The organism is Streptomyces sp. NPDC101152, from assembly GCF_044768275.1.
Classification (GTDB): Bacteria; Actinomycetota; Actinomycetes; order Streptomycetales; family Streptomycetaceae; genus Streptomyces.
Window position 1 is genome coordinate 78,510 of record NZ_JBIWPO010000015.1, and the last position, 21,659, is coordinate 100,168.

A 21,659-nucleotide genomic window follows, 5' to 3' on the forward strand; every position below is an offset into this window, starting at 1 on the left:
TCTTGGCCCGAGCGGGGAAGTTTTTCTTCTGCACAGCCGGTGGACGGGAAAGACGCAGGTCAGTGGGAGATTCGCGGACGGTGTCGTCGCTTGTTCACAGGGCTGTCCACCGCGTCGTGCACAGGTTTCGAGGAGTTCTCCACAGCATCCGGGCCGTCGTCCACATGGCCTGTGGATAACCAGATTGGCTGACGGTGCCCGCAGGCCTACCGTGGTCCGGCGCCCACTCCCCTCGTCGGCCGGGAAACCACCCCAAAACCGACGCGCCACAAGCGGAGTTGGGCCTCTCATTTGTCAGTGCCGTGCCGTAGAAATAAGGGCACGGCTAGGTCCGCCCCGGCGGACGGGAGGAGGTGGCTCGGTGAGCATTTCCGAGCCCTTGGACGACCCGTGGGCCGACAGCGGTCCCAGTGATCGTCTGCCCGCCTCCCGTCGCCGTGGCGATGGCGGCCGGGGCCGGGACGAGCAGCACGACAGAGGCCGGGACAGCGGTGAATGGGACGGCGCCGGCACGTCCTTCGAGCGGGTTCCGCCCCAGGATCTCGACGCCGAGCAGTCCGTCCTGGGCGGCATGCTGCTGTCCAAGGACGCCATCGCCGACGTCGTCGAGATCCTCAAGGGGCACGACTTCTACAAGCCGGCCCACGAGACGATCTTCCAGTCGATCCTCGACGTCTATGCCAAGGGTGAGCCGGCCGACCCCATCACCATCGCCGCCGACCTCACGAGGCGCGGTGAGATCAACAAGGTCGGTGGCGCCTCCTATCTGCACACCCTCGTCCAGACCGTGCCGACGGCGGCCAACGCCGAGTACTACGCGGAGATCGTCCACGAGCGCGCCGTACTGCGCCGCCTGGTGGAGGCGGGCACCCGCATCACGCAGATGGGGTACGCCGCGGACGATGACGTCGATGAGATCGTCAACCGCGCCCAGGCCGAGATCTACGCGGTCACCGAGCAGCGCACCAGCGAGGACTACCTGCCCCTCGGCGACATCATGGAGGGCGCGCTCGACGAAATCGAGGCCATCGGTTCGCGCAGCGGGGAGATGACCGGTGTGCCGACGGGTTTCACCGATCTCGACTCACTCACCAACGGGTTGCATCCCGGCCAGATGATCGTCATCGCGGCCCGTCCCGCCATGGGCAAGTCCACACTCGCCCTGGACTTCGCCCGGGCCGCGTCGATCAAGCACAATCTGCCGAGCGTCATCTTCTCCCTCGAAATGGGACGCAACGAGATCGCGATGCGTCTGCTGTCCGCCGAGGCACGCGTGGCCCTGCACCACATGCGCTCAGGCACGATGACGGACGAGGACTGGACCCGGCTGGCCCGCCGCATGCCCGAGGTGTCGTCCGCACCGCTCTACATCGACGACTCCCCGAACCTGTCGATGATGGAGATCCGTGCGAAGTGCCGTCGGCTGAAGCAGCGCAGCGACATCAAGCTGGTGATCATCGACTATCTGCAGCTGATGCAGTCCGGTGGCTCCAAGCGCTCCGAGAGCCGACAACAGGAGGTCTCGGACATGTCGCGTAACCTCAAGCTCCTGGCCAAGGAGCTGGAAGTCCCGGTGATCGCTCTCTCTCAGCTCAACCGTGGCCCGGAGCAGCGCACGGACAAGAAGCCGATGGTGTCCGACCTGCGTGAGTCCGGTTCCATCGAGCAGGACGCCGACATGGTGATCCTGCTGCACCGCGAGGACGCCTACGAGAAGGAGTCCCCGCGGGCCGGCGAAGCGGACATCATCGTGGGCAAGCACCGTAACGGCCCGACGGCGACGATCACGGTGGCCTTCCAAGGCCACTACTCGCGCTTCGTCGACATGGCGCAGACCTGAGCATCCGAGTGGCGGGAGGCTGCTCAGCGCCTCGTCTCGTACCTGGTCGCCACCACGCCGCCGGGAAACGTCCGGGTCTCCACCAGGTCCAGGTACAACCAGCTGTCCACCGCGGTGAAGAACGGAGTGCCGCCGCCCACCAGGACCGGATGGGCGGCGATCACGTACTCGTCGATCAACCCGGCGCGCATGGCCGCCCCGGCGAGCGTCGCACCGCCGATGTTCATCGGCCCGCCGTCCTCGTCCTTGAGACGGGTGATCTCGGCGATCGCGTCGCCGGTGACCAGGCGGGTGTTCCAGTCGACCTTGTCGATCGTCGAGGAGAACACCACCTTCGGCGTGTCCCGCCAGTTCCGCGCGAACTCGATCTCCGCCGGGGTGGCGCCCGGCTGCTGGTCGCCGGTCGGCCAGTAGGAGCTCATCGTCTCCCACAGCTTACGTCCGTACAGAGACAGGTCACTCGCCTGCTCGTGGTCGAGCCACCACTGGAACAGCTCGGGGCTCGGCGGGCCGCTCCAGCCGATGTCGTCGCCGGGCGCGGCGATGTAGCCGTCCAGGGTCAGGTTCATGGCGTAGATCAGTTTTCGCATGGCCCAGCCTTTCGTCCGTGGGTGTCCGGTGTGTTGACCAGGGTGGCGCGGGAAACTCATCGGCGCGCGATCTGGACCGGCCGGTAGCCCTCCTGCTACGCGCCCGGGGGATATGAGCTCGACTTCCCAACTCCTCGCGGGGTGGACTGGGGGGCATGACGACTTCTCAGGAAGAGCTCCTTCCCGGCACCCGACGGGCGTTGCTGCACCGCGTCGCCGTCGCGCAGTCCGAAGGGCGCGCGCCGTCGCTGGTCGCCGCGGTGGTGCGGGGCGGACGGATCGTGTGGCACGGGGCCCGGACCTCGGTGCAGGGCCACGGGCCGGACGAGAACGTGCAGTACCGCATCGGTTCGATCACCAAGACGTTCACGGCCGTTCTGGTCCTGCGGCTTCGCGACGAGGGCGCCCTCGACCTCGGTGATCCGCTGGAGAAACACCTGCCGGGCACGGGTGTGGGGGAGGCCACCGTCGCCGATCTGCTCGCCCACACCGGTGGACTGGCGGCCGAGTCGCCGGCCCCGTGGTGGGAGCGCACCCCGGGGTCGCTGCGTCCCGAACTCTCCGACGTACTGGGCGAGCAGCCGCTACTCCATCCAACGGGACGCCGATTCCACTACTCCAACCCCGGCTACACCGTTCTGGGAGCGCTCGTCGAGAAGCTGCGCGGGGCCCCTTGGGAGGAGGTGCTGCAACGGGAAGTACTCGACCCCCTGGGCCTCGACCGTACGAGCGCCCGCCCGAAGATGCCCCACGCGGGTGGATGGGCCGTGCAGCCCTGGGCCGACGTCCTGCTGCCCGAACCCACCGAGGACCTGGGACGGATGGCACCAGCCGGTCAACTCTGGTCGACCGCCCACGACTTGGCCCGATTCGCCGTCTTCCTCGCTCAAGGGGACGATCGGGTCCTGAGCGCCGAGACCCTGCGGGAGATGCGCAGACCCGCGGCGCCGGTCGAAGCGGCTGACGTGGCCGACGGAGCCTCGTACGGGCTGGGGTTGCAGATCCAGCACCGGGACGGTCGGCTGCTCTTCGGACATTCAGGCTCGCTGCCCGGCTTTCTCGCGAACCTCACCATCAGCGTGGAGGACGACGTCGCTGCCGTGGTGTTGGCCAACTGCACCTCGGGCCCGCTGCTGTCCACCGTGGGCTCCGACCTCGTACGGCTCGTCGCCGTGGCCGAACCGCGCATCCCTGAGCCATGGCGTCCGCTGCCTGAAGTCGACCCAGTCGTACTGGAGTTGGCGGGCCCGTGGTACTGGGGGACACACGCGTTCGCGCTACGTCTGACACCCGACGGCGGTCTCTCGCTGGAGCCACTGTCGGGCGTAGGCCGCCGCTCACGTTTCAGGAGGAACGGCGACGGTACCTGGACCGGGCTTGAGGGCTACTACGCCGGGGAGCTCCTGAAGGCCGTACGGCGTCCTGACGGGACCGTGAGCTATCTGGACCTGGGCTCGTTCGTGTTCACCCGTCAGCCGTACGGCGAGGAGGCTCCCGTGCCGGGTGGTGTGGACCCCGACGGGTGGCGGGGGATCGGTCAGACACCGAAGCCGTGAAGGATGTCCTGTTTCACGTGAAACAGGACGCCATCATGGATTTCACAGCTGGAGCTTGAAGCCGAGGTGGGAGGCCGTGAAACCGAGATGTTCGTAGAAGCGATGGGCGTCGGTCCGAGTTTTGTCCGAGGTGAGCTGTACCAGCCGGCAGCCCTGGCGCCGGGATTCCTCGATGGCCCACTCGATGAGCCGGGTGCCAAGGCCGCTTCCGCGCTCATTCGCCTGGATTCGAACGGCCTCGATGATCGACCGAAGGGAACCATGTCGCGACAGCCCAGGGATGATGGTGAGCTGCAGCGTTCCGACCACCCGGCCTTCACGGACGGCGACGATCAGGTGTTGGTTGGGATCGGCCGCCAGGCGCTCCCATGCTGCCAGGTACGGGGCCAGGTCGTCCAGTGTCTCGCGCTGGGCGCCGAGCGGGTCGTCGGCGAGCATCGCAACGATCGCGGGCACGTCGGCCGCTGTGGCGGCCCGCATTTCAAGATCTCCCATGGCGAGCACCCTACGCACTGGCCCGGCATGCGGACGTTCCCAGCAGGCTCTCAGCTCGCCGCTACCGTGACGGGTGCGAACCTGCGGGTCCAGTCGCCGGGCAGCTCGGTGATGCCGTGGGTCATGACCGCGCTGACCGCGACCGGCGCCAGACCACGCTGCTTCACCCACGCCAGCAGTTCTTCATGGCGTACGTCGATGTCGGTGCGCAAGGGTCGGTCGGTGTGGGCGGCGAGAGCGGTGATGAGGGACTTCGCCGTCCCGGTGTCGCGGGCGATCAGCGGACCGACGACATGGGTGTCCATGTTCGGCCAGGCAGCCGCGTACCCGACGAGCCGGCCGTTCTCCTCGGCGACGCACAGGCGGTCGGCGAATGCGGGAAGCCGGGTGATGATGTGCGTGCGGTCGGACCCGAACACCTCCTCGTCAAGTCGGAGGATGGCGGTGAGGTCCTCGGCGGTGGCTGCCCGTGTGGCGGCCTCCGACTCCGGATCGCCGGACCTGAAGTGCCCGCGCAGCATCTCGGTGTGGCCGGTGACCTTGAATCCGAGTTCCTCGTAGAGCGGGCGGCCGTACGGAGTCGCATGCAGTGTCAGGGGGGTGGTGCCTGACGCGGAGACGACGTACCGCATCAGGTGCCGTCCGATGCCCTGGCGAGCGTGACGCTCGGCGACCAGCACCATGCCGATGGCCGCGAAGTCGGGACGGTCCTGCGGTCCGTACTCCGTGACGACGCAGGCGCTGAGGAGCCCACCGGAGGGGGCGTCGATGCCATATCCCTGTCCCGACGTGAGGAGGAAACCCCACTTGTGCTCCTCCCGGGGCCACCCCCGATCCTCCGACAGGTCGGCGCAGGCGGTCAGATCACGAGGCGTCAGACGGCGAATGGGGAGAGCGGCGGGGGAAGGAGTCGACACGCAGGTCAGGCTTTCCGACGGGGGCACTCGCCGTCCACTTGTTTCCGGTGAGAAGTGAGAGCTTTTGGCCATGTCGTGAGTAAGGGCTCAGCACACCGACAGGTGCCGGATGTTTCACGTGAAACACGGCCTGTAGGTCGGCGCACTAGTCTCCGCTCCCATGGCCAGACTTCACCTCTTCGACCTCGATGGCACGTTGCTGCGTGGCACTTCGTCGCCCGTGGAGATCTCACGGCAGCTGGGGCTGGAAGCCGAAGCGGTGGCACTCGACACCGCGATCTCGGCTGGGCTGATGGATCCTCCGGAGTATGCGACGCGTGTCCACGCCCTGTGGGCAGACCTCACCGAGGCGCATGTGACAGCGGCTTTCGACGGAGCCCCGTGGCTGGAGCGGATCCGCGATGTCTGGTCGGAGATACGGGAACGAGGCGATTACTGCGCCGTGGTGTCGCTCTCGCCTTCCTTCTTCGTGGAACGTCTCCTCGACTGGGGCGCGCATGCGGCCTACGGGTCACGCTTTCCCGCTGTGCCCTTCACCCAGCCCGTGGATCCGGCCGGAGTTCTCAACGCTGCGGCCAAAGTCCAGATCGCCATCCGCTTGTGCCAGGAGTTCCGAGTGACCACGGCCGACTGCGTGGCCTACGGGGACTCGCAGTCGGACAGGGATCTGTTCGGTGCGGTGCCGGTCTCCGTAGCGGTCAATGCGGACCGTCATCTGTCGAGTCTCGCCACACACTCGTACCGGGGCGGGGATCTGTGGGAAGCCTACGAACTGGTCCGCAACGCCGACATGTGATGGGACTCAGCCCAGGTCGGGGGCGTGCATGGCCCGTACGCCCTCGATGTTGCCGTCGAGATAGTGCCGCAGGGACAGCGGGACGAGATGGACGGAGGCGATGCCGACCCGGGTGAACGGTACCCGCACGATCTCGTACTCGCCTGTCGGCTCCTCCACCTCGGGTCCATGGCGTAGCGATGTGTCCATGGACTCCAGCCGGCAGACGAAGAAGTGCTGCACCTTCACGCCGGTCGCGCCGCCGTCCTCGCCGATGTGTTCGACCGTGTCGACGAAACACGGCACCACATCGGTGATCTTGGCGCCGAGCTCCTCGTACACCTCACGGTGCAGGGCGTCGACAACGGTCGTGTCACCGGGCTCGACCCCGCCACCGGGAGTGACCCAGTAGGGATCGACACCGGGCTTGGTGCGTTTGATCAGGATCAGGTCGTCGCCGTCCAGAAGGACGGCACGGGCGGTGCGCTTGACCACGGGTCGGACGGTCATGGGTGGAATGTGGCCAGGATCCTTCCACGTGAAACATCGCATGACGTCACCGGCCGAGCTCAGCCCGTGATGGCCGTGAAAAACCTGGTCAGCACCAGTCGGCGGCAGCCTGCAGGAGCCATTCGTGTGTCCGGGCGATGTGCGGCATGGAGAGGGTACCGGTACGGACTACCAGGAAGTACGTCCGCAAGGGCGGCACCGCGGGATCGTGCAGCGCGACCACGTCCCCGCGCTCCATGGCGGCCGTACACAGATACCGGGGCAGTACGGCAAGGCCGGCTCCCGCGACGGCGCAGGCGAGAACCGCGCGTAGATCCGGAACGATGACCGTGCCCGGACCGGCCGGCCGCGAGTCGAAGACGGACGCCCAGTAGCGGGAGACGAAGGGCAACGACTCGTGCACCTCGATCACCGGGACGTCCTTGAAGGCGGGTGCCCCCTTGCGATGCGGCCCGGTGTCGATCTGCCCGGCTCGGGCCGGGGAAGCGACGAGCACGTGCTCCTCGTCGCAGAGCGTGGTCGCCGTGAGCAGCGCGCCCCGCGGACGGGCCGTACTGATGGCCAGATCATGATGCCCGGCGGCCAGTCCCTCCAGGGTCTCCTCCGCGTTCCCGAAGGAGGCCCGCAGGGCGAAGCCCTGGCCGTCCTCGCCGGTCAGCTCCGTGAGGGCGGGCAGCACCCTTTCGGCCGTGAACTCCGGGGGGCCGGCGAGATGCAGGGTCCTTAAGGAGGACTCGTCGTCGAGACCGGTCTCGGCGATCTCCACCAGGGCGTCGAGATGAGGGGCGGCCTTGTGCGCGAGTTCGTCGCCGATGGACGTCGGTGTCACGCCGCGGGCCTGTCGTAGGAACAGAGGGCGGCCCAGCTGCCGCTCGAGTGTGCGGATCTGCGAGGTCACGGCCGGCTGCGACAGGCCGAGCAGGGCGGCGGCACGGGTGAAGGAACCGGCCCGGTGCACCGTGACGAATGTGCGCAGCAAGGCCAGATCCATGGCGCGTCCTCCCCTTGTCCCTGCCCTTCTCCCGACCCCAGGCAGGGCCCAACTATAAATATGTCGATAGGTTTCTGTCGCTACTGTGATTGGACACTGACACAGAGTCAACTAGCCTTGTTCGCGCGGTTCTTCGCGCGCGGAACCGAGGACGGTCCGAGCCACGAGGGGGGAGGCTCGGACCGTCCGCTGTGCTGGCCGACTCGGCCAGGGCGTCCCGTAAAGCAGGCTGCGAAGCCGTCACCGTGCAGACTCGTCCAGGGCGCGGAGTACATCGGCCACCAGGTCCTCGGGATCCTCGGCTCCGACGGAGAAGCGAATGAAACCCTCCGGCACGGGATCCCCGCCCCAGCGCCCGCGCCGCTCGGCAGTGGAGCGCACCCCACCGAAGCTCGTCGCGTCGTCCACCAGCCGCAGCGTCTCGAGGAAGCGCTCGGCACGCGCGCGCGTGGGCAACGTGAAGGACACGACGCTCCCGTAGCGACGCATCTGCCTGGCAGCGACCTCGTGAGCGGGGTCGCCGGGCAGGCCGGGGTAACGCAGACCGCCCACCTCGGACCGCTTCCGTAGCGCCTCGGCGACCATGAGGGCGGTCGCGCACTGCCGGTCGACGCGCAGTTGGAGGGTGGCGATCGAACGGTGTGCGAGCCACGCCTCCATCGGCCCCGGGATGGCGCCGACGATCTTCCGCCAGCGGCGCACGGCCGACATGGCGTCGGCGTCACGGCCGACGACGTAACCGAGCAGCACGTCCCCGTGCCCGGTCAGCTGCTTGGTGCCGCTGGCCACGGCGAAGTCGGCACCGAGTTCCAGCGGCCGCTGTCCCAGCGGCGTCGCAAGGGTGTTGTCGACGGCCACGAGCGCTCCACGCGCGTGTGCCGCTTCCGCGAGGCGTCGGATGTCGCATACGTCGAGGCCCGGGTTGGACGGTGTCTCGAGCCACAGAAGTTTCGCCCCGTCGAGCACGTCGAGCTGGGCGTCCCAGCCGGTCGGTGCCGTGCGCACCTCGATGCCGTAGGCCTCCAACTGCTCGCGTAGCAGGGGCAGCGCCTGGTAGCCGTCGCTGGGCAGGACGACAGTGTCTCCAGCGCGTACCTGGGAGAACAGAACCGCTGAGGTCGCGGCCATGCCCGAGGCGAACGCCAGTGCCTGGACGCCCTGCTGCCCGGGTGCCTCCAGCTCGCCGATGGCGCGCTCCAGCAGGTTCCAGGTGGGGTTCTCGTCACGGCCGTAGGTGTACGGGCCGCTGACGTCGCCCGGCAGGTGGTAGTGAGCGGCGAACACCGGCCCGGGCAGGGTCGGTTCGTTCTTGACCACCTCAGGCAGCCCCGCCCGTACCGCGCGCGTCCCCTCACCGTCGCCCACGGACGTACCCGAATCGTTCATGCTGCTCGTCCCTCCACCTGCTCGGCTACCGCGGTGAGCAGGCCCTCGCTCGCCGCCTCCACCATCTCAAGGCACACCACGAAACCGTCCATGCCCCCGTAGTACGGGTCCGGCACGTCGAGATCGGCGCCCGCGACGGAGTCGTAGGAACGAAGGAGCCGCACCTTCGCCGCGTCCTCCTGAGTGGGCGCGAGGCGGCGCAAGGCCTTGAGGTGGCCGGAGTCGAGGGCGATGACGACGTCGAGGCGGGAGAACCAGGACGGCTGGAACCGGCGTGCGGTGTGAGTGCTGTCGTACCCGTTCTCCTCCAGGACGGAGACGGTGCGCGGGTCGGCGCCGTCGCCCTCGTGCCAGCCGTCGGTGCCGGCGCTGTCGACCTCGACCAGGCCGTCGAGCCCGGCCTCCCGCACGCGGGTGCGGAAGACCGACTCGGCCATCGGGGAGCGGCAGATGTTGCCCGTGCAAACGAAGCAGACGCGATAGGTCATCGCGCGGTCAGTCCTCGTCCGGCAGGACGACGTGCAGCGCCCACGAGACGATCGAGATGATCAGGCCGCCCAGGACCGCGGTCCAGAAGCCCTCGACGTGGAAGCTCAGGTTGAGCTTGTCGGCCACCCACGAGGTCAGCAGCAGCATCAGCGCGTTGACGACCAGGGTGAACAGGCCGAGGGTCAGGATGACCAGCGGAAAGGACAGCACCTTCACTATCGGCTTGACCAGGAAGTTCACCAGGCCGAAGATCAACGCGACGCCGATCAGGGTGCCGGCCTTCTTGCCCGTGCTGTCACCGGTGAGGGTGATCTTGTCGAGCAGCCAGACGGCGACCGCCAGGGCACCCGCGTTGGCGATCGTCTTGACTACGAAATTCTTCATGTGTCTGATCGTGGCAGACGAGATCGGCCACGAGCAGCGGGACGAGGACGGCAAGAACGATGAAGGCATTCCGGCTGGACGAACTGGAGGCGGAGCGCGCCGCCAACGACGGCGCCTACCTGCAGTTCCTGCGGGAACGGAACATGTCGGTCGGGCTGTATGCGCTGAACGCAGGCGGGCAAGATCCACAGAAGCCGCACAACCAGGACGAGGTCTACTTCGTTGTGAGCGGCCGCGCCTCGATCACCGTGGGGCTGGAGACGACCGAGGTGGCACGTGGCAGCGTCGTGTACGTGCCGGCCGGTGTCGCCCACAAGTTCCACCACATCAGCGAGGACCTGCGGGTGCTCGTGGTCTTCTCTCCGCCCGAAAGCTGAGCCGTCGCCTCAGGGTTCCCTAGGGGTTCGATCAGGGGAGGACAAGGGCTGCGGGGCCCCCGCCGAGGCCCTTGCCGGCCCTAGCATCGAAGCAGGACAAGAGAAGGATCCGGCTTCGGAAGACCGGCTCATCTACGGGACCCGGCACCAGCGACGGGCGGAGAGGTAAGGACGAGAACAATGGGAGAGATCTTCGGCGGACTGCCCTGGTGGGTGAAGTGGATCGCGGTGCCGGTCATCGCCCTCGTCGTGTTCGGCGGGTTGATAGCCACCGTCGTCGGCTTCGTCATCGGACTGCTGTTCAAGGCGCTGGTCTTCGTGGCGCTGGTCGGCGGACTGATCTACGTCGTACGGAAGTTCACGTCGAGCTCCTCCTCGCGCAGCGACTGGTGAGGGCCCCGGGACACCGGTGACCGGTAACAGGATTCACCGGTTCCCTCGGGCGAGGGAAGTTTCCCGGGCGGGCCGTACCGAGGTGGCGGCGGGCGGTTAGAGTCCGGAACTCCCGCGGGAAGGCCCGCGGGTGGCGTACACCCCCTCCCGTGTTCCCCGCACGGGCTGCCCCCTCGCGCTTCGGGAGTGACCCTTGGCCACGGTAGACACCGCAGTCACCGTCCCTCACGCACCCCCCACCTCGACCCGGACCGCCGCCCCGCCGACCCCGGCAGGCATGCGGCCCCCCAGACAGCCGGGCCGCTCCACACAGGAGCGAGTGGCGGCACCCCACGTCGCCGCGCAGCCCCAGTCCGCGACGCTCATCGGATCCGTGCAGCGAGCGATGCGCCTCCTGGAGTGCGTCGCCGGCCATGAGCACGGAGCTCCCGCCAAACAACTGGCCCGAGAGACCGGTCTCGCCCTCCCCACCGCGTACCACCTGCTGCGCACGCTGGTGCACGAGGGCTATCTGCGCCGAGACAAGGGGCTGTTCTTCCTCGGCGACGCGGCCGAGCGGCTGGGCAGCAGCGGGGCACAGGAGAAACGTCGCAGCACGATCGTCGACGCGCTCGCCCGCTGGCGCGACGCGATCGGTGTGCCCGTGTACTACGCCGTGTACCGGGATGGGGAGATCGAGGTCATGTGCGTCTCCGACACCCCGGGCAATCCCGCGGTGGAGGAGTGGGCCGACTTTCGCGAGACGGGACACGCGCACGCGATCGGGCAGTGCCTGCTGTCCCAGCTGGACGAGGAGACCCGTCGCGATCACCTCGACCGCTACCCGGTGCAGTCCATCACCCCGTACACGGTGCGGGACACGAACGCGCTGCTGCGGCGGCTCGAGCGGACGGGGCGCATGGAGCCGGTCATGGAGCGGCAGGAGTACGCGCTGGGGACGGTGTGCGCCGCGGTCCCGATCACGGTGGGCACGACGGCCGTGACGATGGCCATCTCGCTGCCGGTCCATCAGGCCGATCGGCTGGCGGCCGCGGCACAGCAGTTGCAGAGCGAGATCGCACGTCTGCTCGGGTCGTTGGCGATCTCTATCAGTATCTGAAAACTCACTCCTTGTGATCTGTCGCTCACTTTCAGCAAGATGCCTGCAGTGTCAGGGGATCATTCCCGGCCATTCGGCTTCATATGACGGGGTAGGCGATGCGCGAGTCCGTACAGGCAGAGGTCATGATGAGCTTTCTCGTCTCCGAGGAGCTCTCCTTCCGGATCCCGGTGGAGCTGCGCTACGAGACCTGTGATCCCTATGCCGTCCGGCTGACCTTCCATCTGCCGGGAGACGACCCGGTGACCTGGGCGTTCGGCCGGGAGCTGTTGATCGACGGCGTGGGCAGGCCGTGCGGAGAGGGCGATGTGCGCGTCGCGCCCGCTGAGGAGGACTCGCTGGGCGAGGTCCTCATCCGACTCAAGGTGGGCAGCGACCAGGCACTGTTCCGCTCGTCGACCCCGCCGCTCATCGCGTTCCTGGACCGCACCGACAAGCTGGTGCCGCTCGGCCAGGAGGGCGCCCTCGGCGACTTCGACGCCCACCTCGACGAGGCGCTGGACCGCATCCTGGCGGAGGAACAGAGCGCGGGGTGAGCGGCATGGCGGAGAGCCGGCCAACCCGACCGCAGTAACGCTTCTTCAGTAGGGGCGACCGAGGCGACCCGGAAGCGCCCGCCCCCCGGGTGTCCGCTGCGGCTCGCCCTCAGTGCTTTCGACGTCGGCCCTTGCCCGTGCGGGCGGGAGCCGGTGCGCTGCCGGCCGCTGCCATCGACCTCGGCGTGGCCGTCCCCGGCCCCGGTCGGTCGGCCGAGACCACCAGGGCCGCGAGCAGGGTCGTCACCGGCACCGAGGCGACCAGGCCGATCGAGCCGACCAGCGTGCGGACGATCTCCTCCGCCACCAGTTCGCTGTTGGCGACGGTGCCCACACTGCTCTGGGCGATCGAGAAGAGCAGCAGCAAGGGCAGCGCGGCGCCGGCGTAGGCGAGGACCAAGGTGTTGACGACGGACGCGATATGGTCGCGCCCGATGCGGATGCCCGCGCGGTACAGGCCGCGCCACCCGGTCGAAGGGTTGGCCTCGTGCAGCTCCCACACCGCCGAGGTCTGGGTGACCGTCACGTCGTCCAGGACGCCGAGCGATCCGATGATGACACCGGCCAGCAGCAATCCGCTCATGTCGATCGACGGATACAGGCCATGGATCAGGCCGGTGTTGTCGTCGGTGTTGCCGGTGAGTGCCGCCCACCCGATGAACAGCGAGCCGAGGAAGCCGATCAGCACCAGCGAGATCAGCGTGCCGAGCACCGCGACTGACGTACGGGCCGACAGGCCGTGGCACATGTAGAGGGCGATCAGCATGATGGCACTCGACCCGATCACCGCCACGAGCAGTGGGTTCGAGCCCTGAAGGATCGCCGGCAGGATGAAGAAGTTCAGAATCAGGAAACTGACGGCCAGCGCAACCAGGGCCATGACGCCCCGCAGCCGCCCTACGACCACGACGGCGAGCGCGAAGATGCCGGCGAGCAGTGCCATCGGGAAGCGCCGGTTCACGTCGGCCACCGAGTACTGCAGGTCCCTTGGCGCCGAGGGCTCGTAGGCGGCCACGACCTTCTCGCCCTCGTGCAGTTGGCGAGGCTGGTCGGGCTGCACGATCTCGGTGAACGTACGGCCCTTGTCCTTGCCGGTGTCGACCCGGACCGTCGCCTTCTTGCAGGTGCCGTTCGCCTGCTGCGGGGAGGAACCCCCGGCGGCGGACGGGTCGCCGATCGAGCTGCCGCCCGAGGCGTTCACCGACTTGCAGCTCACGCTCACGACCTGGGTGACCGTCGCCTGCTGAGTCTGTCGGTCGAAGCCCACCCCGCTGCGCTTGTGGCCTGGGGCGCCCCCGGGCCACATCACGACGAGCCCGACCAGCACCGCCGCCGTGAAGGGAACGAGGATGGCGGCGATGACCTTGCGCAGGTGCTTGGAGACAGGGGCCGCGGGACCGTGACTGTGCCCGTGCCCTCCCGGGGGTCCGGTCACATGCCCAGGCCCGTCGCCGGCGCCGTGGAGGTGCTCGTGGCCGCCGTCGGCACCATGGCCGTTGCCGTATCCGGAGCGGTGCCCGTGGGGCGGCTCCGGTGGTGGGTACGGGGGCTGGTGTGTCGTGGTCACCGCCAGATCATCGCAAGAACGGCAGAGGCCCACTGTTCACCGCGCCACATATGACGCTAGCGTGGAGGCACCTTTGCACACGCGGGAGCTCGGAGCACCGGGCTGAGAGGGCGCTGACCTCCGTCCCAGCGATGTTTCACGTGGAACATGACCGAGGTCGAGTGATGTTCCCCACGAAACGTCGACAGACGGAAGCCGCTGCGTCGACCGCCGAACCTGTTACCGGGTAATGCCGGCGTAGGGAGTAGGTCTCATGACCAACAAGGACGTACGCACGCCTGCCTCCAGCCAGGACGAACAGCTTGTTCCGGGCGAAACGCCCCGGAGTGAGCAGTCCCAGGAGGCCGGGAAGTCCATCGGCTGGCACAAGGCGTATGTCGGGGGCTCACGTCCCGATCTGCGCGTGCCGGTCCGCCAGGTGCACCTCACCAATGGGCAGTCGGTCACGCTGTACGACACCTCGGGCCCGTACACCGATCCCCTCATCGACACCGACGTGCGCAGGGGGCTCGCACCCCTGCGCGAGAACTGGATCATCGCCCGCGGTGACACCGAGGAGTACGCGGGCCGGCCCGTCCGTCCGGAGGACGACGGGATCAAGCACACCGCGCCGCGCGGCGGTCTGCGCAACCTCGACGCCGTCTTCCCCGGCCGTCCGCGCCAACCGCGCCGCAGCCGCGACGGCCGGGCGGTCACGCAGCTGGCCTATGCGCGCCGTGGGGAGATCACACCCGAGATGGAGTTCGTGGCCGTCCGGGAGAACGTCTCACCGGAAGTCGTGCGAGCGGAGATAGCGGCGGGGCGGGCGGTCCTGCCCGCGAACGTCAACCACCCGGAGATCGAGCCGATGATCATCGGCAAGCGGTTCCTGGTGAAGGTCAACGCGAACATCGGCAACTCGGCGGTCACCTCCTCCATCGAGGAGGAGGTCGAGAAGATGACCTGGGCGACGCGTTGGGGCGCCGACACGGTCATGGACCTGTCCACCGGCCGCAACATCCACACCACGCGTGAGTGGGTGCTGCGCAACTCCCCCGTGCCCATCGGCACCGTGCCGCTCTACCAGGCCCTGGAGAAGGTCGACGGCCGGGCGGAGGAACTGACCTGGGAGATCTACAAGGACACGGTCATCGAGCAGGCCGAGCAGGGTGTGGACTACATGACGGTCCACGCGGGCGTGCGCCTGCCGTACGTCCCGCTCACCGCCAACCGTAAGACGGGCATCGTCTCGCGCGGCGGCTCGATCATGGCGGCCTGGTGCCTGGCGCACCACAAGGAGTCGTTCCTCTACGAGAACTTCGAGGACCTGTGCGAGATCCTCGCCGCCTACGACGTCACGTACTCCCTCGGCGACGGGCTTCGCCCCGGCTCGATCGCGGACGCCAACGACGAGGCGCAGTTCGCGGAGTTGCGCACCCTCGGGGAACTCAACACCATCGCCAAGCGTTTCAACGTACAGACCATGATCGAGGGCCCGGGACACGTCCCGATGCACAAGATCAAGGAGAACATCGACCTTCAGCAGGAGATCTGTGATGAAGCTCCGTTCTATACGCTCGGCCCGCTGACGACGGACGTCGCACCGGCGTACGACCACATCACCTCCGGCATCGGCGCCGCGATGATCGCCTGGTGGGGCACGGCGATGCTCTGCTACGTCACGCCCAAGGAGCACCTCGGCCTGCCCAACCGCGACGACGTCAAGACCGGCGTCATCACCTACAAGATCGCCGCCCACGCGGCCGACCTCGCCAAGGGCCACCCGGGAGCACAGGAGTGGGACGACGCCCTGTCCGACGCCCGCTTCGAGTTCCGGTGGGAGGACCAGTTCAATCTCGCCCTCGACCCGGACACGGCCCGTGAGTTCCACGACGAGACCCTGCCGGCGGAGCCGGCCAAGACGGCCCACTTCTGCTCGATGTGCGGTCCGAAATTCTGTTCGATGAAGATATCTCAAGACATTCGCCGTGAGCACGGTGGAAGTCGCGAGGAGGTCGAGCAGGGTATGGCGCAGAAGGCGAAGGAATTCGCTGCGGCCGGCAACCGGGTGTATCTGCCGATCGCGGACTGACGGTGGTTCCGGAGTGTGCCGGAGCTCTCGGTGCGGGCTTCGGCGCACGGTCGGTCATCTCGTTCTCCACGCCTCCAGGTGTTCGAGCACGTAGGCGGTGAGTTCGGGTGGCTGGAGGCCGAGGGCTGTCACGGCGGGGGCGCGCAGCGGGACCCGGACCGGTTCGAAGGCACCTGTGTCGGGAGTGGCGAACTCAGGGCCGTCGCGGCGGTCCAGGCGCATCTCCAGCAGGTCGGCGACGAAGTAGTGCTGCGTGACGGTGACCGCCCCGCCCGGTTCGGTGACCGTCAGGAGTTCGGTGAGGGGGCCGATCGTGGCGCCGATCTCCTCCATCGCCTCGCGGCGCAGCGCCGCTTCGAGGTCGGCGTCCGCGGGTTCGACGCTGCCGCCGACAGTCGTCCAGTACGGCTCGCCACCCGGCCACCCGCGACGCAGGAGGACGAGGTGATCGCCGTCGAGCAGGAGCACGCGCACCTTGTGACGGACCTTCACCTTCACGACTCCCGCCCACGGGTCACCCACAACGGCGTGTTCGGCTTGCGCTCCCCCGCGGGCGGTGCGGTGGAAGGCGCAAGCCGACCGTCACTCCGGCTGATGTTCCGGGCCTCCGAAATCCGGGCTGGTGTAGTCCGGGCTGGTGAAGCTCGGCCGGTGGCCGGGTGCCGGGCCGTCGTCCGGGCTGCTGAAGCCGGGCCGGTCGTAGCCGAGGTGCGGCATGCGGCTCGGTGCCGGCGGTGCGGGCTCGTGCCGGACCGCCGCGGTGCCCGGGTCGGCCAGTGCCTCGCGCAGAAACGGCAGGATTCCGCGCTCCAGCAGCGCCTGACGCCAGGAGTCCCTGGCCCGGGCCACCTCCGCGCTCAACTCGCCGTACGGACCCGACTCCAGCTGGGGGCTGTTGCGCAGGGCGGTGAGCAGCAGCCCGACCGCGGCGACGAGGATCGCGGCCGCGGTCATGGCGCCGAAGACCCAACCCGCCGTCAGCAGGGTTTTGCCGAAAGCCTGTTTGGGGGCGACCGACCTGATGATGTAGCCGACCAGCAGGAAGATCGCCGCGGCCGTTCCGGCGAGGACGGGGGTGAGGACGGCGGCGACGGCGACGGCGCCCGCGCCGGCCGGCTCGGTGGCCTCGCCGAGGGGGGTGGCGAGCCCCATCGCGCCCGTGTCCGGCTCCGAGGGGCCGGATGTGCGGGTCGACGCAGGGGTGGACGGCGTCGGCTGACGCAGTTCCTCGCGAACCTTCACGTAGTGCTGGTACTCGGTCGCCGCGGCCGCCGTGATGAGTGCGGTGGCGTTCAGCGCCATGGTGCGCAGCTGTTCGGGGTTGAGCCGCTGTCCCACAGCGGCCAGTTCCGGGCGGTGTGGTGCGGAGCGCAGCGCCTCATCGAGGACCCGCTCGTACTCCTGGCGGTCCTCGCTCAGCAGGTGCTGCGGAACGCTGTTCATGTGCATCCCCCGATGCTCCGTAGGGCTTGGGGCTCGCATGCCAACGAGCCGTCGGGCAGAAACGGAGGGGAGCCTGCTACGGATAAGCCGATGGTAGAGCGGGTACGGCACGCGGTGACAGGGGGTTTGCGGAAATTGGGTCCTGGCCAGCGCCGTTCTTCGCGATTCCTCCGTGAGGCCTCGCCTGCCCGGTGAACCTTCAGATATCCAGCGGAAGTTGCTGGACCAGCAGCTTTCCGGCCATGGTCACTCCGCCGTCCATCGCGATGGCCAGGCCTTCCGCGTAGACGTGCGGTCCCTCGACCACGGGCCCCGAGCTGTCCTCTCCCTCCTCGGAGCCGACCTCGCCCAGCAGATAGGGGATCGGGCTGTGACCGTGAACGATCCGGGTGCCGCCGTACGTATCCAGGAGGGAGCGTACGGCGTCTGCACCACCTTCGTCGCGGAAGGAGAAGCGCTTGGTGAACTTGCGGAACAGGTCCCAGCACTCGTCGGCGTCGTTGCGCGTGAGTGTCTCGCGCACCGTGTCGTTGACCGCCTCGATCGAGTCGCCGTAGTCGAGGTAGGCGGTGGTGTCCGAGTGGACGAGCAGATAGCCGTCGACCGCCTCGACCGCGTCCAGGCGGGCCATCCACTGCAGGTGGTGGTCCTGGAGGCGGTCCATGTCGCTCTTCTGGCCGCCGTTGAGCAGCCAGGCCGCCTGGAAAGTGGCGGTACCCGCGCCGGAGTTGACGGGGGTGTCGCCGAACCGCTTGGCGCCCAGCAGCAGCAGTTCGTGGTTGCCCATGAGCGCCTTGCAGTAGCCTCCGGCCGCTGCCGCCTCGGCGGACAGCCGCATCACCAGGTCGATGACGCCGATGCCGTCGGGGCCGCGGTCGGTGAAGTCGCCCAGGAACCACAGCCGGGCGGTGCCCGCGCACCAGTTCCCCGCAGCGTCGATCAGGCCCTGTTCCTGGAGGGCGGCCACCAGTTCGTCGAGGTAGCCGTGCACGTCTCCGACGACGTAGAGCGGACCCGCGCCGTCCGCCTGTTGCGGGACGACCGCCGACGCCGGGTCGACGGAGGCCGTCTGCAGCGTGTCACCGCGGTCGATGACCGGCAGATCGCGCTCGGTGGGTGTGTACCCGTCGGGATACGTGTTCTCCTGCAGCGGTGCGACGTCGCCGGGAAGCGTGCTGTGGCCGTACGGACCGGTCTCGTGGACGTACGCGGGTACCCGGAAGTCGCGCAACGTCGCCGTCCGCTCCACCTCGGGTCCCTGACCGGCCCCCTGAGTCATCAGACCCCTCCACCATCGCGCCGCATCTGCACCGCTTCGGACTGCCTGGTCGCAGCGGCCCGCGGTGTCGTGGGCCCATCATAGGAATGCGGATCGCGCCATGTGATGACCCAGGGGTGGTGAATCGGAGCAAGAGTCCAGTTCACCGCGGCTTTCGCCCCGATTGGGCAGGGCTTGGACCGCTGCTGACAGCGCTTGTTTCACTCCTCTTCGGGCGAACGCGGCGGGCTGACCGTCGTGCGCGACGGACGTCGTTCGGACGAGGTGCGCACGATCAGCTCCGTCGGTATCACCTGCTCGACCGGCTGGTCCGACTCGACCCCCTCGATCGCGTCGATGAGCAGCTGCACCACGGCCGTGCCGATCCGGCGCGGCTTCAGTGAGAGTGTGGTGATGGGCGGCTCGGTGCTGGCGTAGACGGTCGATTCGCTGCAGCAGACCAGAAGCAGGTCGTCCGGTACGCGCAGGCCGTAGCGGCGGGCGGCAGCCAGCAGGTCGGTGCCGTTCGGGTCGAACAGTCCGTAGACGGCGTCCGGCCGGTCGGGTCGGGCGAGCAGACGGTCGGCGGCGACGGCGCCGGCGCACGGGTCGTGCGCCGGGTAAGCCTCGTACACCGGGTCCTGGCCGACGCGTTCGCACCAGCGCAGGTACGCCGTCGTCGACAGGTGGGTGTACGTGTCCGTCGACGTCCCTGTCAGCAGGCCGATGCGGCGGGCGCCGGCGTCGGCCAGATGGTCGAGGATGCCCAGCACGGCGGCCTCGTGGTCGTTGTCGACCCACGCGGTGACCGGCAGCGAGCCGGCCGGCCGGCCGTCGGAGACGACCGGTAAACCCTGCCGGACCAGTTCGCTGACCACCGGGTCCTGGTCGGAGGGGTCGATGACGACCGTGCCGTCCAGGGCGACGTTCGACCACACGTCGTGGCGCGAGGTCGCCGGCAGGATCACCAGCGCGTAGCCGCGGGCGAGCGCGGCCGAGGTGGCGGCCCGCGCCATCTCGGCGAAGTACGCGAACTCGGTGAAGGTGAAAGGTTCATCCCCGTACGTCGTCACGGTCAGACCGATGAGTCCCGACTTGCCGGTACGGAGGGTTCGGGCCGCCGCGGAGGGGCGATAGCCCAGCCGGTCGGCGACTTCGCGGACGTGGCGTCGGGTGGCGTCCGGGAGCCTGCCCTTGCCGTTCAGGGCATCGGAGACGGTCGTGATGGAGACTCCGGCGGCGGCGGCGACGTCTCTGATGCCCGCCCGGCCCGGCCGACTGCCTCGACGTGAGGTTTCCGCGCGGCTCACCTGGTGCTTTCCTGCTGCTGTCATGGCGAGCCGATAGTAGGGCTCATGCGGTGGGGTAGGGCGGACGCATATGCACGCGTTGACAGGCACGTTTCTGCATGGTCATTTAGGGTCAACTGCCTTTGAAAGTGAGTCAGTTGACCGATCCAATGGCACTACGTGACTTGTCGGCACGCATGAGCCTGCCAACTTCCCGATGTCTCGAAGAGGTCTCAACTCACCTGCACGGGTGATGCGCGCCAGGGCGTGAGCCACCGGCGCATAGATATATGTGCCAGCGCCCCCGGTCTCCCTTCGCAATTCGTCTGCCTTCGTACGACAATGCCCTTGATGCCTGCCGGGGCGGCTGGGGCACGCACCCCCTGCGGCGGGTCCGTCCTCGCCTGTACGCAGCGCGGCCGAATCCTCATAAGGTATGGAGTATTGGAAGCCGGCGACGCGGACGGGTCGTCGGTGGTCGCGAGGAGGACTGCGGTGAGCGAGACGAGCCCCAAGCTGCGCGCGGAACTGGAGGGGATCCCCACCTACAAGCCGGGCAAGCCCGCCGCGGCCGGAGGCCCGGCGGCCTACAAGCTGTCCTCCAACGAGAACCCGTATCCGCCGCTGCCCGGGGTGATGGAGTCCGTGACCGCCGCGGCCTCGTCCTTCAATCGCTACCCCGACATGGCCTGCACAGGCCTGATGAACGAACTGTCCGACCGATTCGGCGTCCCGCTCTCCCACCTGGCCACCGGAACAGGCTCGGTCGGCGTCGCCCAGCAGCTGATCCAGTCGACCGCCGGCCCCGGCGACGAGGTCGTCTATGCCTGGCGCTCCTTCGAGGCGTACCCGATCATCACCCAGATCAGCGGTGCGACCTCGGTCCAGGTGCCGCTGACTCCGGGTGATGTGCACGACCTGGACGCCATGGCGGACGCCATCACCGACCGCACACGTCTCGTCTTCGTCTGCAACCCCAACAACCCCACGGGCACGGTCGTGCGCCGGGCCGAGCTCGAGCGTTTCCTCGACCGGGTACCGGGAGACGCGCTCGTCGTGCTGGACGAGGCCTACCGCGAGTTCATCCGTGATCCCGAGGTCCCGGACGGCGTGGAGATCTACCGCGAGCGGCCGAACGTCTGCGTGCTGCGTACGTTCTCCAAGGCGTACGGTCTCGCCGGGCTGCGGGTCGGCTTCGCCATCGCCCAGGAGCCGGTGGCGGCGGCACTGCGCAAGACGGCGGTGCCGTTCGGGGTCAGCCAGCTCGCCCAGGAGGCGGCGATCGCCTCGCTGCGCGCCGAGGACGAACTGCTCGGGCGGGTCGGTTCGCTGGTGTGCGAGCGCACCCGTGTGGTCGACACGCTGCGGGCCCAGGGCTGGGCGGTGCCCGAGACCCAGGCCAACTTCGTGTGGCTGCGGCTGGGGGAGCGGACGGTCGCTTTCGCCGAGGACTGTGAGCGGCACGGCGTGGTGGTCCGTCCGTTCGCGGGCGAGGGGGTGCGGGTGACGATCGGGGAGACCGAGGCGAACGACGTCTTCCTGAAGGTGGCGGAGGGCTTCCGCAAGGAGCTGTGACAGTCGTCGAGGACTGCGGGGCGCCTTGGTTTCACGTGGAACCAAGGCGCCCCGAATGCTATGGGCCGACCGGTCCTGTCCCTATGTGACCTATCGGACCCACTGAGGGACCCCCCGC

General features: G+C 68.4%; 22 protein-coding genes and 1 riboswitch. Of the genes, 9 read left to right on the plus strand and 13 right to left on the minus strand.

Annotation, left to right across the window (positions count from 1 at the left end; all coding sequences use genetic code 11):
* The first annotated feature begins 361 nt into the window (after nucleotides 1–361).
* A complete protein-coding gene (gene dnaB / locus ACIRVK_RS21150) occupies nucleotides 362–1,840 on the plus strand; it encodes a replicative DNA helicase (protein ID WP_404249183.1) in 1,479 nt (492 codons plus the stop codon).
* A gap of 23 nt (nucleotides 1,841–1,863) precedes the next feature.
* On the opposite strand, the gene ACIRVK_RS21155 is transcribed toward dnaB, so the two are convergent.
* Nucleotides 1,864–2,430 carry a dihydrofolate reductase family protein gene (locus ACIRVK_RS21155; protein WP_404249185.1) on the minus strand — a complete coding sequence of 189 codons (567 nt, stop codon included), beginning with the start codon at nucleotides 2,428–2,430 and terminating at the stop codon, nucleotides 1,864–1,866.
* 155 nt (nucleotides 2,431–2,585) lie between these two features.
* On the opposite strand from ACIRVK_RS21155, the gene ACIRVK_RS21160 reads away from it, so the two are divergent.
* Nucleotides 2,586–3,986: a serine hydrolase domain-containing protein gene (locus ACIRVK_RS21160; RefSeq protein ID WP_404249187.1), complete on the plus strand. Its 1,401-nt coding sequence runs from the start codon at nucleotides 2,586–2,588 to the stop codon at nucleotides 3,984–3,986.
* Nucleotides 3,987–4,028: 42 nt separating this feature from the next.
* On the opposite strand, the gene ACIRVK_RS21165 is transcribed toward ACIRVK_RS21160, so the two are convergent.
* The gene (locus ACIRVK_RS21165) at nucleotides 4,029–4,481 is read right to left on the minus strand and encodes a GNAT family N-acetyltransferase (RefSeq protein ID WP_404249188.1); all 453 of its coding nucleotides are present in this window, start codon (nucleotides 4,479–4,481) and stop codon (nucleotides 4,029–4,031) included.
* A gap of 50 nt (nucleotides 4,482–4,531) precedes the next feature.
* The gene (locus ACIRVK_RS21170; protein WP_404249189.1) at nucleotides 4,532–5,398 is read right to left on the minus strand and encodes a GNAT family N-acetyltransferase; all 867 of its coding nucleotides are present in this window, start codon (nucleotides 5,396–5,398) and stop codon (nucleotides 4,532–4,534) included.
* A 160-nt stretch (nucleotides 5,399–5,558) separates the two neighbouring features.
* On the opposite strand from ACIRVK_RS21170, the gene ACIRVK_RS21175 reads away from it, so the two are divergent.
* Nucleotides 5,559–6,194: an HAD family hydrolase gene (locus ACIRVK_RS21175; protein WP_404249191.1), complete on the plus strand. Its 636-nt coding sequence runs from the start codon at nucleotides 5,559–5,561 to the stop codon at nucleotides 6,192–6,194.
* A gap of 6 nt (nucleotides 6,195–6,200) precedes the next feature.
* Here ACIRVK_RS21175 and ACIRVK_RS21180 read toward each other — a convergent pair whose 3' ends face one another.
* The 5 genes from ACIRVK_RS21180 to ACIRVK_RS21200 form a co-directional block, all read right to left on the minus strand.
* On the minus strand, nucleotides 6,201–6,683 hold the full coding sequence (locus tag ACIRVK_RS21180) for an NUDIX domain-containing protein (RefSeq protein ID WP_404249193.1): 483 nt from the start codon (nucleotides 6,681–6,683) through the stop codon (nucleotides 6,201–6,203).
* An 88-nt stretch (nucleotides 6,684–6,771) separates the two neighbouring features.
* Nucleotides 6,772–7,674 (minus strand): LysR family transcriptional regulator, encoded by a 903-nt coding sequence (locus ACIRVK_RS21185; RefSeq protein ID WP_404249195.1) that lies wholly within the window; start codon nucleotides 7,672–7,674, stop codon nucleotides 6,772–6,774.
* Between the two features lie 240 nt (nucleotides 7,675–7,914).
* The gene (locus tag ACIRVK_RS21190) at nucleotides 7,915–9,060 is read right to left on the minus strand and encodes a cystathionine gamma-lyase (RefSeq protein ID WP_404249197.1); all 1,146 of its coding nucleotides are present in this window, start codon (nucleotides 9,058–9,060) and stop codon (nucleotides 7,915–7,917) included.
* A complete protein-coding gene (locus tag ACIRVK_RS21195) occupies nucleotides 9,057–9,548 on the minus strand; it encodes a low molecular weight protein-tyrosine-phosphatase (RefSeq protein WP_404249199.1) in 492 nt (163 codons plus the stop codon). Before ACIRVK_RS21195 ends, ACIRVK_RS21190 begins: the two co-directional genes overlap by 4 nt.
* 7 nt (nucleotides 9,549–9,555) lie before the next feature.
* Nucleotides 9,556–9,933, minus strand: a complete 378-nt coding sequence (locus tag ACIRVK_RS21200) for a phage holin family protein (RefSeq protein WP_404249201.1) — start codon at nucleotides 9,931–9,933, stop codon at nucleotides 9,556–9,558.
* A gap of 59 nt (nucleotides 9,934–9,992) precedes the next feature.
* Here ACIRVK_RS21200 and ACIRVK_RS21205 point away from each other — a divergent pair, with 59 nt between their 5' ends.
* The 4 genes from ACIRVK_RS21205 (at nucleotide 9,993) to ACIRVK_RS21220 (ending at nucleotide 12,338) form a co-directional block, all read left to right on the plus strand.
* The gene (locus ACIRVK_RS21205) at nucleotides 9,993–10,310 is read left to right on the plus strand and encodes a cupin domain-containing protein (protein ID WP_404249203.1); all 318 of its coding nucleotides are present in this window, start codon (nucleotides 9,993–9,995) and stop codon (nucleotides 10,308–10,310) included.
* A 180-nt stretch (nucleotides 10,311–10,490) separates the two neighbouring features.
* Nucleotides 10,491–10,703, plus strand: coding sequence for a DUF5326 family protein (locus ACIRVK_RS21210; protein WP_404249205.1), 213 nt, complete (start codon nucleotides 10,491–10,493; stop codon nucleotides 10,701–10,703).
* A gap of 373 nt (nucleotides 10,704–11,076) precedes the next feature.
* Nucleotides 11,077–11,802, plus strand: a complete 726-nt coding sequence (locus ACIRVK_RS21215; protein ID WP_404249362.1) for an IclR family transcriptional regulator — start codon at nucleotides 11,077–11,079, stop codon at nucleotides 11,800–11,802.
* A 98-nt stretch (nucleotides 11,803–11,900) separates the two neighbouring features.
* Nucleotides 11,901–12,338, plus strand: a complete 438-nt coding sequence (locus tag ACIRVK_RS21220; protein ID WP_404249207.1) for an SsgA family sporulation/cell division regulator — start codon at nucleotides 11,901–11,903, stop codon at nucleotides 12,336–12,338.
* 109 nt (nucleotides 12,339–12,447) lie between these two features.
* Here ACIRVK_RS21220 and ACIRVK_RS21225 read toward each other — a convergent pair whose 3' ends face one another.
* A complete protein-coding gene (locus ACIRVK_RS21225) occupies nucleotides 12,448–13,905 on the minus strand; it encodes a YibE/F family protein (RefSeq protein ID WP_404249209.1) in 1,458 nt (485 codons plus the stop codon).
* Nucleotides 13,906–13,976: 71 nt separating this feature from the next.
* Nucleotides 13,977–14,166, plus strand: a riboswitch (TPP riboswitch).
* Between ACIRVK_RS21225 and thiC the strand changes: the two genes are divergently transcribed.
* A complete protein-coding gene (gene thiC / locus ACIRVK_RS21230) occupies nucleotides 14,159–15,976 on the plus strand; it encodes a phosphomethylpyrimidine synthase ThiC (RefSeq protein ID WP_404249211.1) in 1,818 nt (605 codons plus the stop codon). Its footprint overlaps the riboswitch before it by 8 nt.
* A 54-nt stretch (nucleotides 15,977–16,030) precedes the next feature.
* Here thiC and ACIRVK_RS21235 read toward each other — a convergent pair whose 3' ends face one another.
* From ACIRVK_RS21235 to ACIRVK_RS21250, 4 genes are all read right to left on the minus strand, one after another.
* The gene (locus ACIRVK_RS21235; RefSeq protein WP_404249213.1) at nucleotides 16,031–16,468 is read right to left on the minus strand and encodes an NUDIX domain-containing protein; all 438 of its coding nucleotides are present in this window, start codon (nucleotides 16,466–16,468) and stop codon (nucleotides 16,031–16,033) included.
* Between the two features lie 90 nt (nucleotides 16,469–16,558).
* Nucleotides 16,559–17,425: a hypothetical protein gene (locus ACIRVK_RS21240; RefSeq protein ID WP_404249215.1), complete on the minus strand. Its 867-nt coding sequence runs from the start codon at nucleotides 17,423–17,425 to the stop codon at nucleotides 16,559–16,561.
* Nucleotides 17,426–17,618: 193 nt separating this feature from the next.
* Nucleotides 17,619–18,698, minus strand: a complete 1,080-nt coding sequence (locus ACIRVK_RS21245; protein WP_404249217.1) for a metallophosphoesterase — start codon at nucleotides 18,696–18,698, stop codon at nucleotides 17,619–17,621.
* A 200-nt stretch (nucleotides 18,699–18,898) separates the two neighbouring features.
* Nucleotides 18,899–20,011 carry a LacI family DNA-binding transcriptional regulator gene (locus ACIRVK_RS21250; RefSeq protein WP_404249219.1) on the minus strand — a complete coding sequence of 371 codons (1,113 nt, stop codon included), beginning with the start codon at nucleotides 20,009–20,011 and terminating at the stop codon, nucleotides 18,899–18,901.
* 450 nt (nucleotides 20,012–20,461) lie between these two features.
* On the opposite strand from ACIRVK_RS21250, the gene hisC reads away from it, so the two are divergent.
* On the plus strand, nucleotides 20,462–21,541 hold the full coding sequence (gene hisC, locus ACIRVK_RS21255) for a histidinol-phosphate transaminase (RefSeq protein WP_404249221.1): 1,080 nt from the start codon (nucleotides 20,462–20,464) through the stop codon (nucleotides 21,539–21,541).
* The last annotated feature ends 118 nt before the right edge of the window (nucleotides 21,542–21,659 follow it).

What these genes read in the sequence shown, in the direction of transcription:
- ACIRVK_RS21155 (WP_404249185.1), bottom strand. Translation starts at nt 2,430, where the DNA reads ATGCGAAAACTGATCTACGCCATGAACCTGACCCTGGACGGCTACATC.
- ACIRVK_RS21160 (WP_404249187.1), top strand. Translation starts at nt 2,586, where the DNA reads ATGACGACTTCTCAGGAAGAGCTCCTTCCCGGCACCCGACGGGCGTTG.
- ACIRVK_RS21165 (WP_404249188.1), bottom strand. Translation starts at nt 4,481, where the DNA reads ATGGGAGATCTTGAAATGCGGGCCGCCACAGCGGCCGACGTGCCCGCG.
- ACIRVK_RS21175 (WP_404249191.1), top strand. Translation starts at nt 5,559, where the DNA reads ATGGCCAGACTTCACCTCTTCGACCTCGATGGCACGTTGCTGCGTGGC.
- ACIRVK_RS21180 (WP_404249193.1), bottom strand. Translation starts at nt 6,683, where the DNA reads ATGACCGTCCGACCCGTGGTCAAGCGCACCGCCCGTGCCGTCCTTCTG.
- ACIRVK_RS21185 (WP_404249195.1), bottom strand. Translation starts at nt 7,674, where the DNA reads ATGGATCTGGCCTTGCTGCGCACATTCGTCACGGTGCACCGGGCCGGT.
- ACIRVK_RS21190 (WP_404249197.1), bottom strand. Translation starts at nt 9,060, where the DNA reads ATGAACGATTCGGGTACGTCCGTGGGCGACGGTGAGGGGACGCGCGCG.
- ACIRVK_RS21195 (WP_404249199.1), bottom strand. Translation starts at nt 9,548, where the DNA reads ATGACCTATCGCGTCTGCTTCGTTTGCACGGGCAACATCTGCCGCTCC.
- ACIRVK_RS21200 (WP_404249201.1), bottom strand. Translation starts at nt 9,933, where the DNA reads ATGAAGAATTTCGTAGTCAAGACGATCGCCAACGCGGGTGCCCTGGCG.
- ACIRVK_RS21205 (WP_404249203.1), top strand. Translation starts at nt 9,993, where the DNA reads ATGAAGGCATTCCGGCTGGACGAACTGGAGGCGGAGCGCGCCGCCAAC.
- ACIRVK_RS21210 (WP_404249205.1), top strand. Translation starts at nt 10,491, where the DNA reads ATGGGAGAGATCTTCGGCGGACTGCCCTGGTGGGTGAAGTGGATCGCG.
- ACIRVK_RS21220 (WP_404249207.1), top strand. Translation starts at nt 11,901, where the DNA reads ATGCGCGAGTCCGTACAGGCAGAGGTCATGATGAGCTTTCTCGTCTCC.
- thiC (WP_404249211.1), top strand. Translation starts at nt 14,159, where the DNA reads ATGACCAACAAGGACGTACGCACGCCTGCCTCCAGCCAGGACGAACAG.
- ACIRVK_RS21240 (WP_404249215.1), bottom strand. Translation starts at nt 17,425, where the DNA reads ATGCACATGAACAGCGTTCCGCAGCACCTGCTGAGCGAGGACCGCCAG.
- ACIRVK_RS21245 (WP_404249217.1), bottom strand. Translation starts at nt 18,698, where the DNA reads ATGACTCAGGGGGCCGGTCAGGGACCCGAGGTGGAGCGGACGGCGACG.
- ACIRVK_RS21250 (WP_404249219.1), bottom strand. Translation starts at nt 20,011, where the DNA reads ATGACAGCAGCAGGAAAGCACCAGGTGAGCCGCGCGGAAACCTCACGT.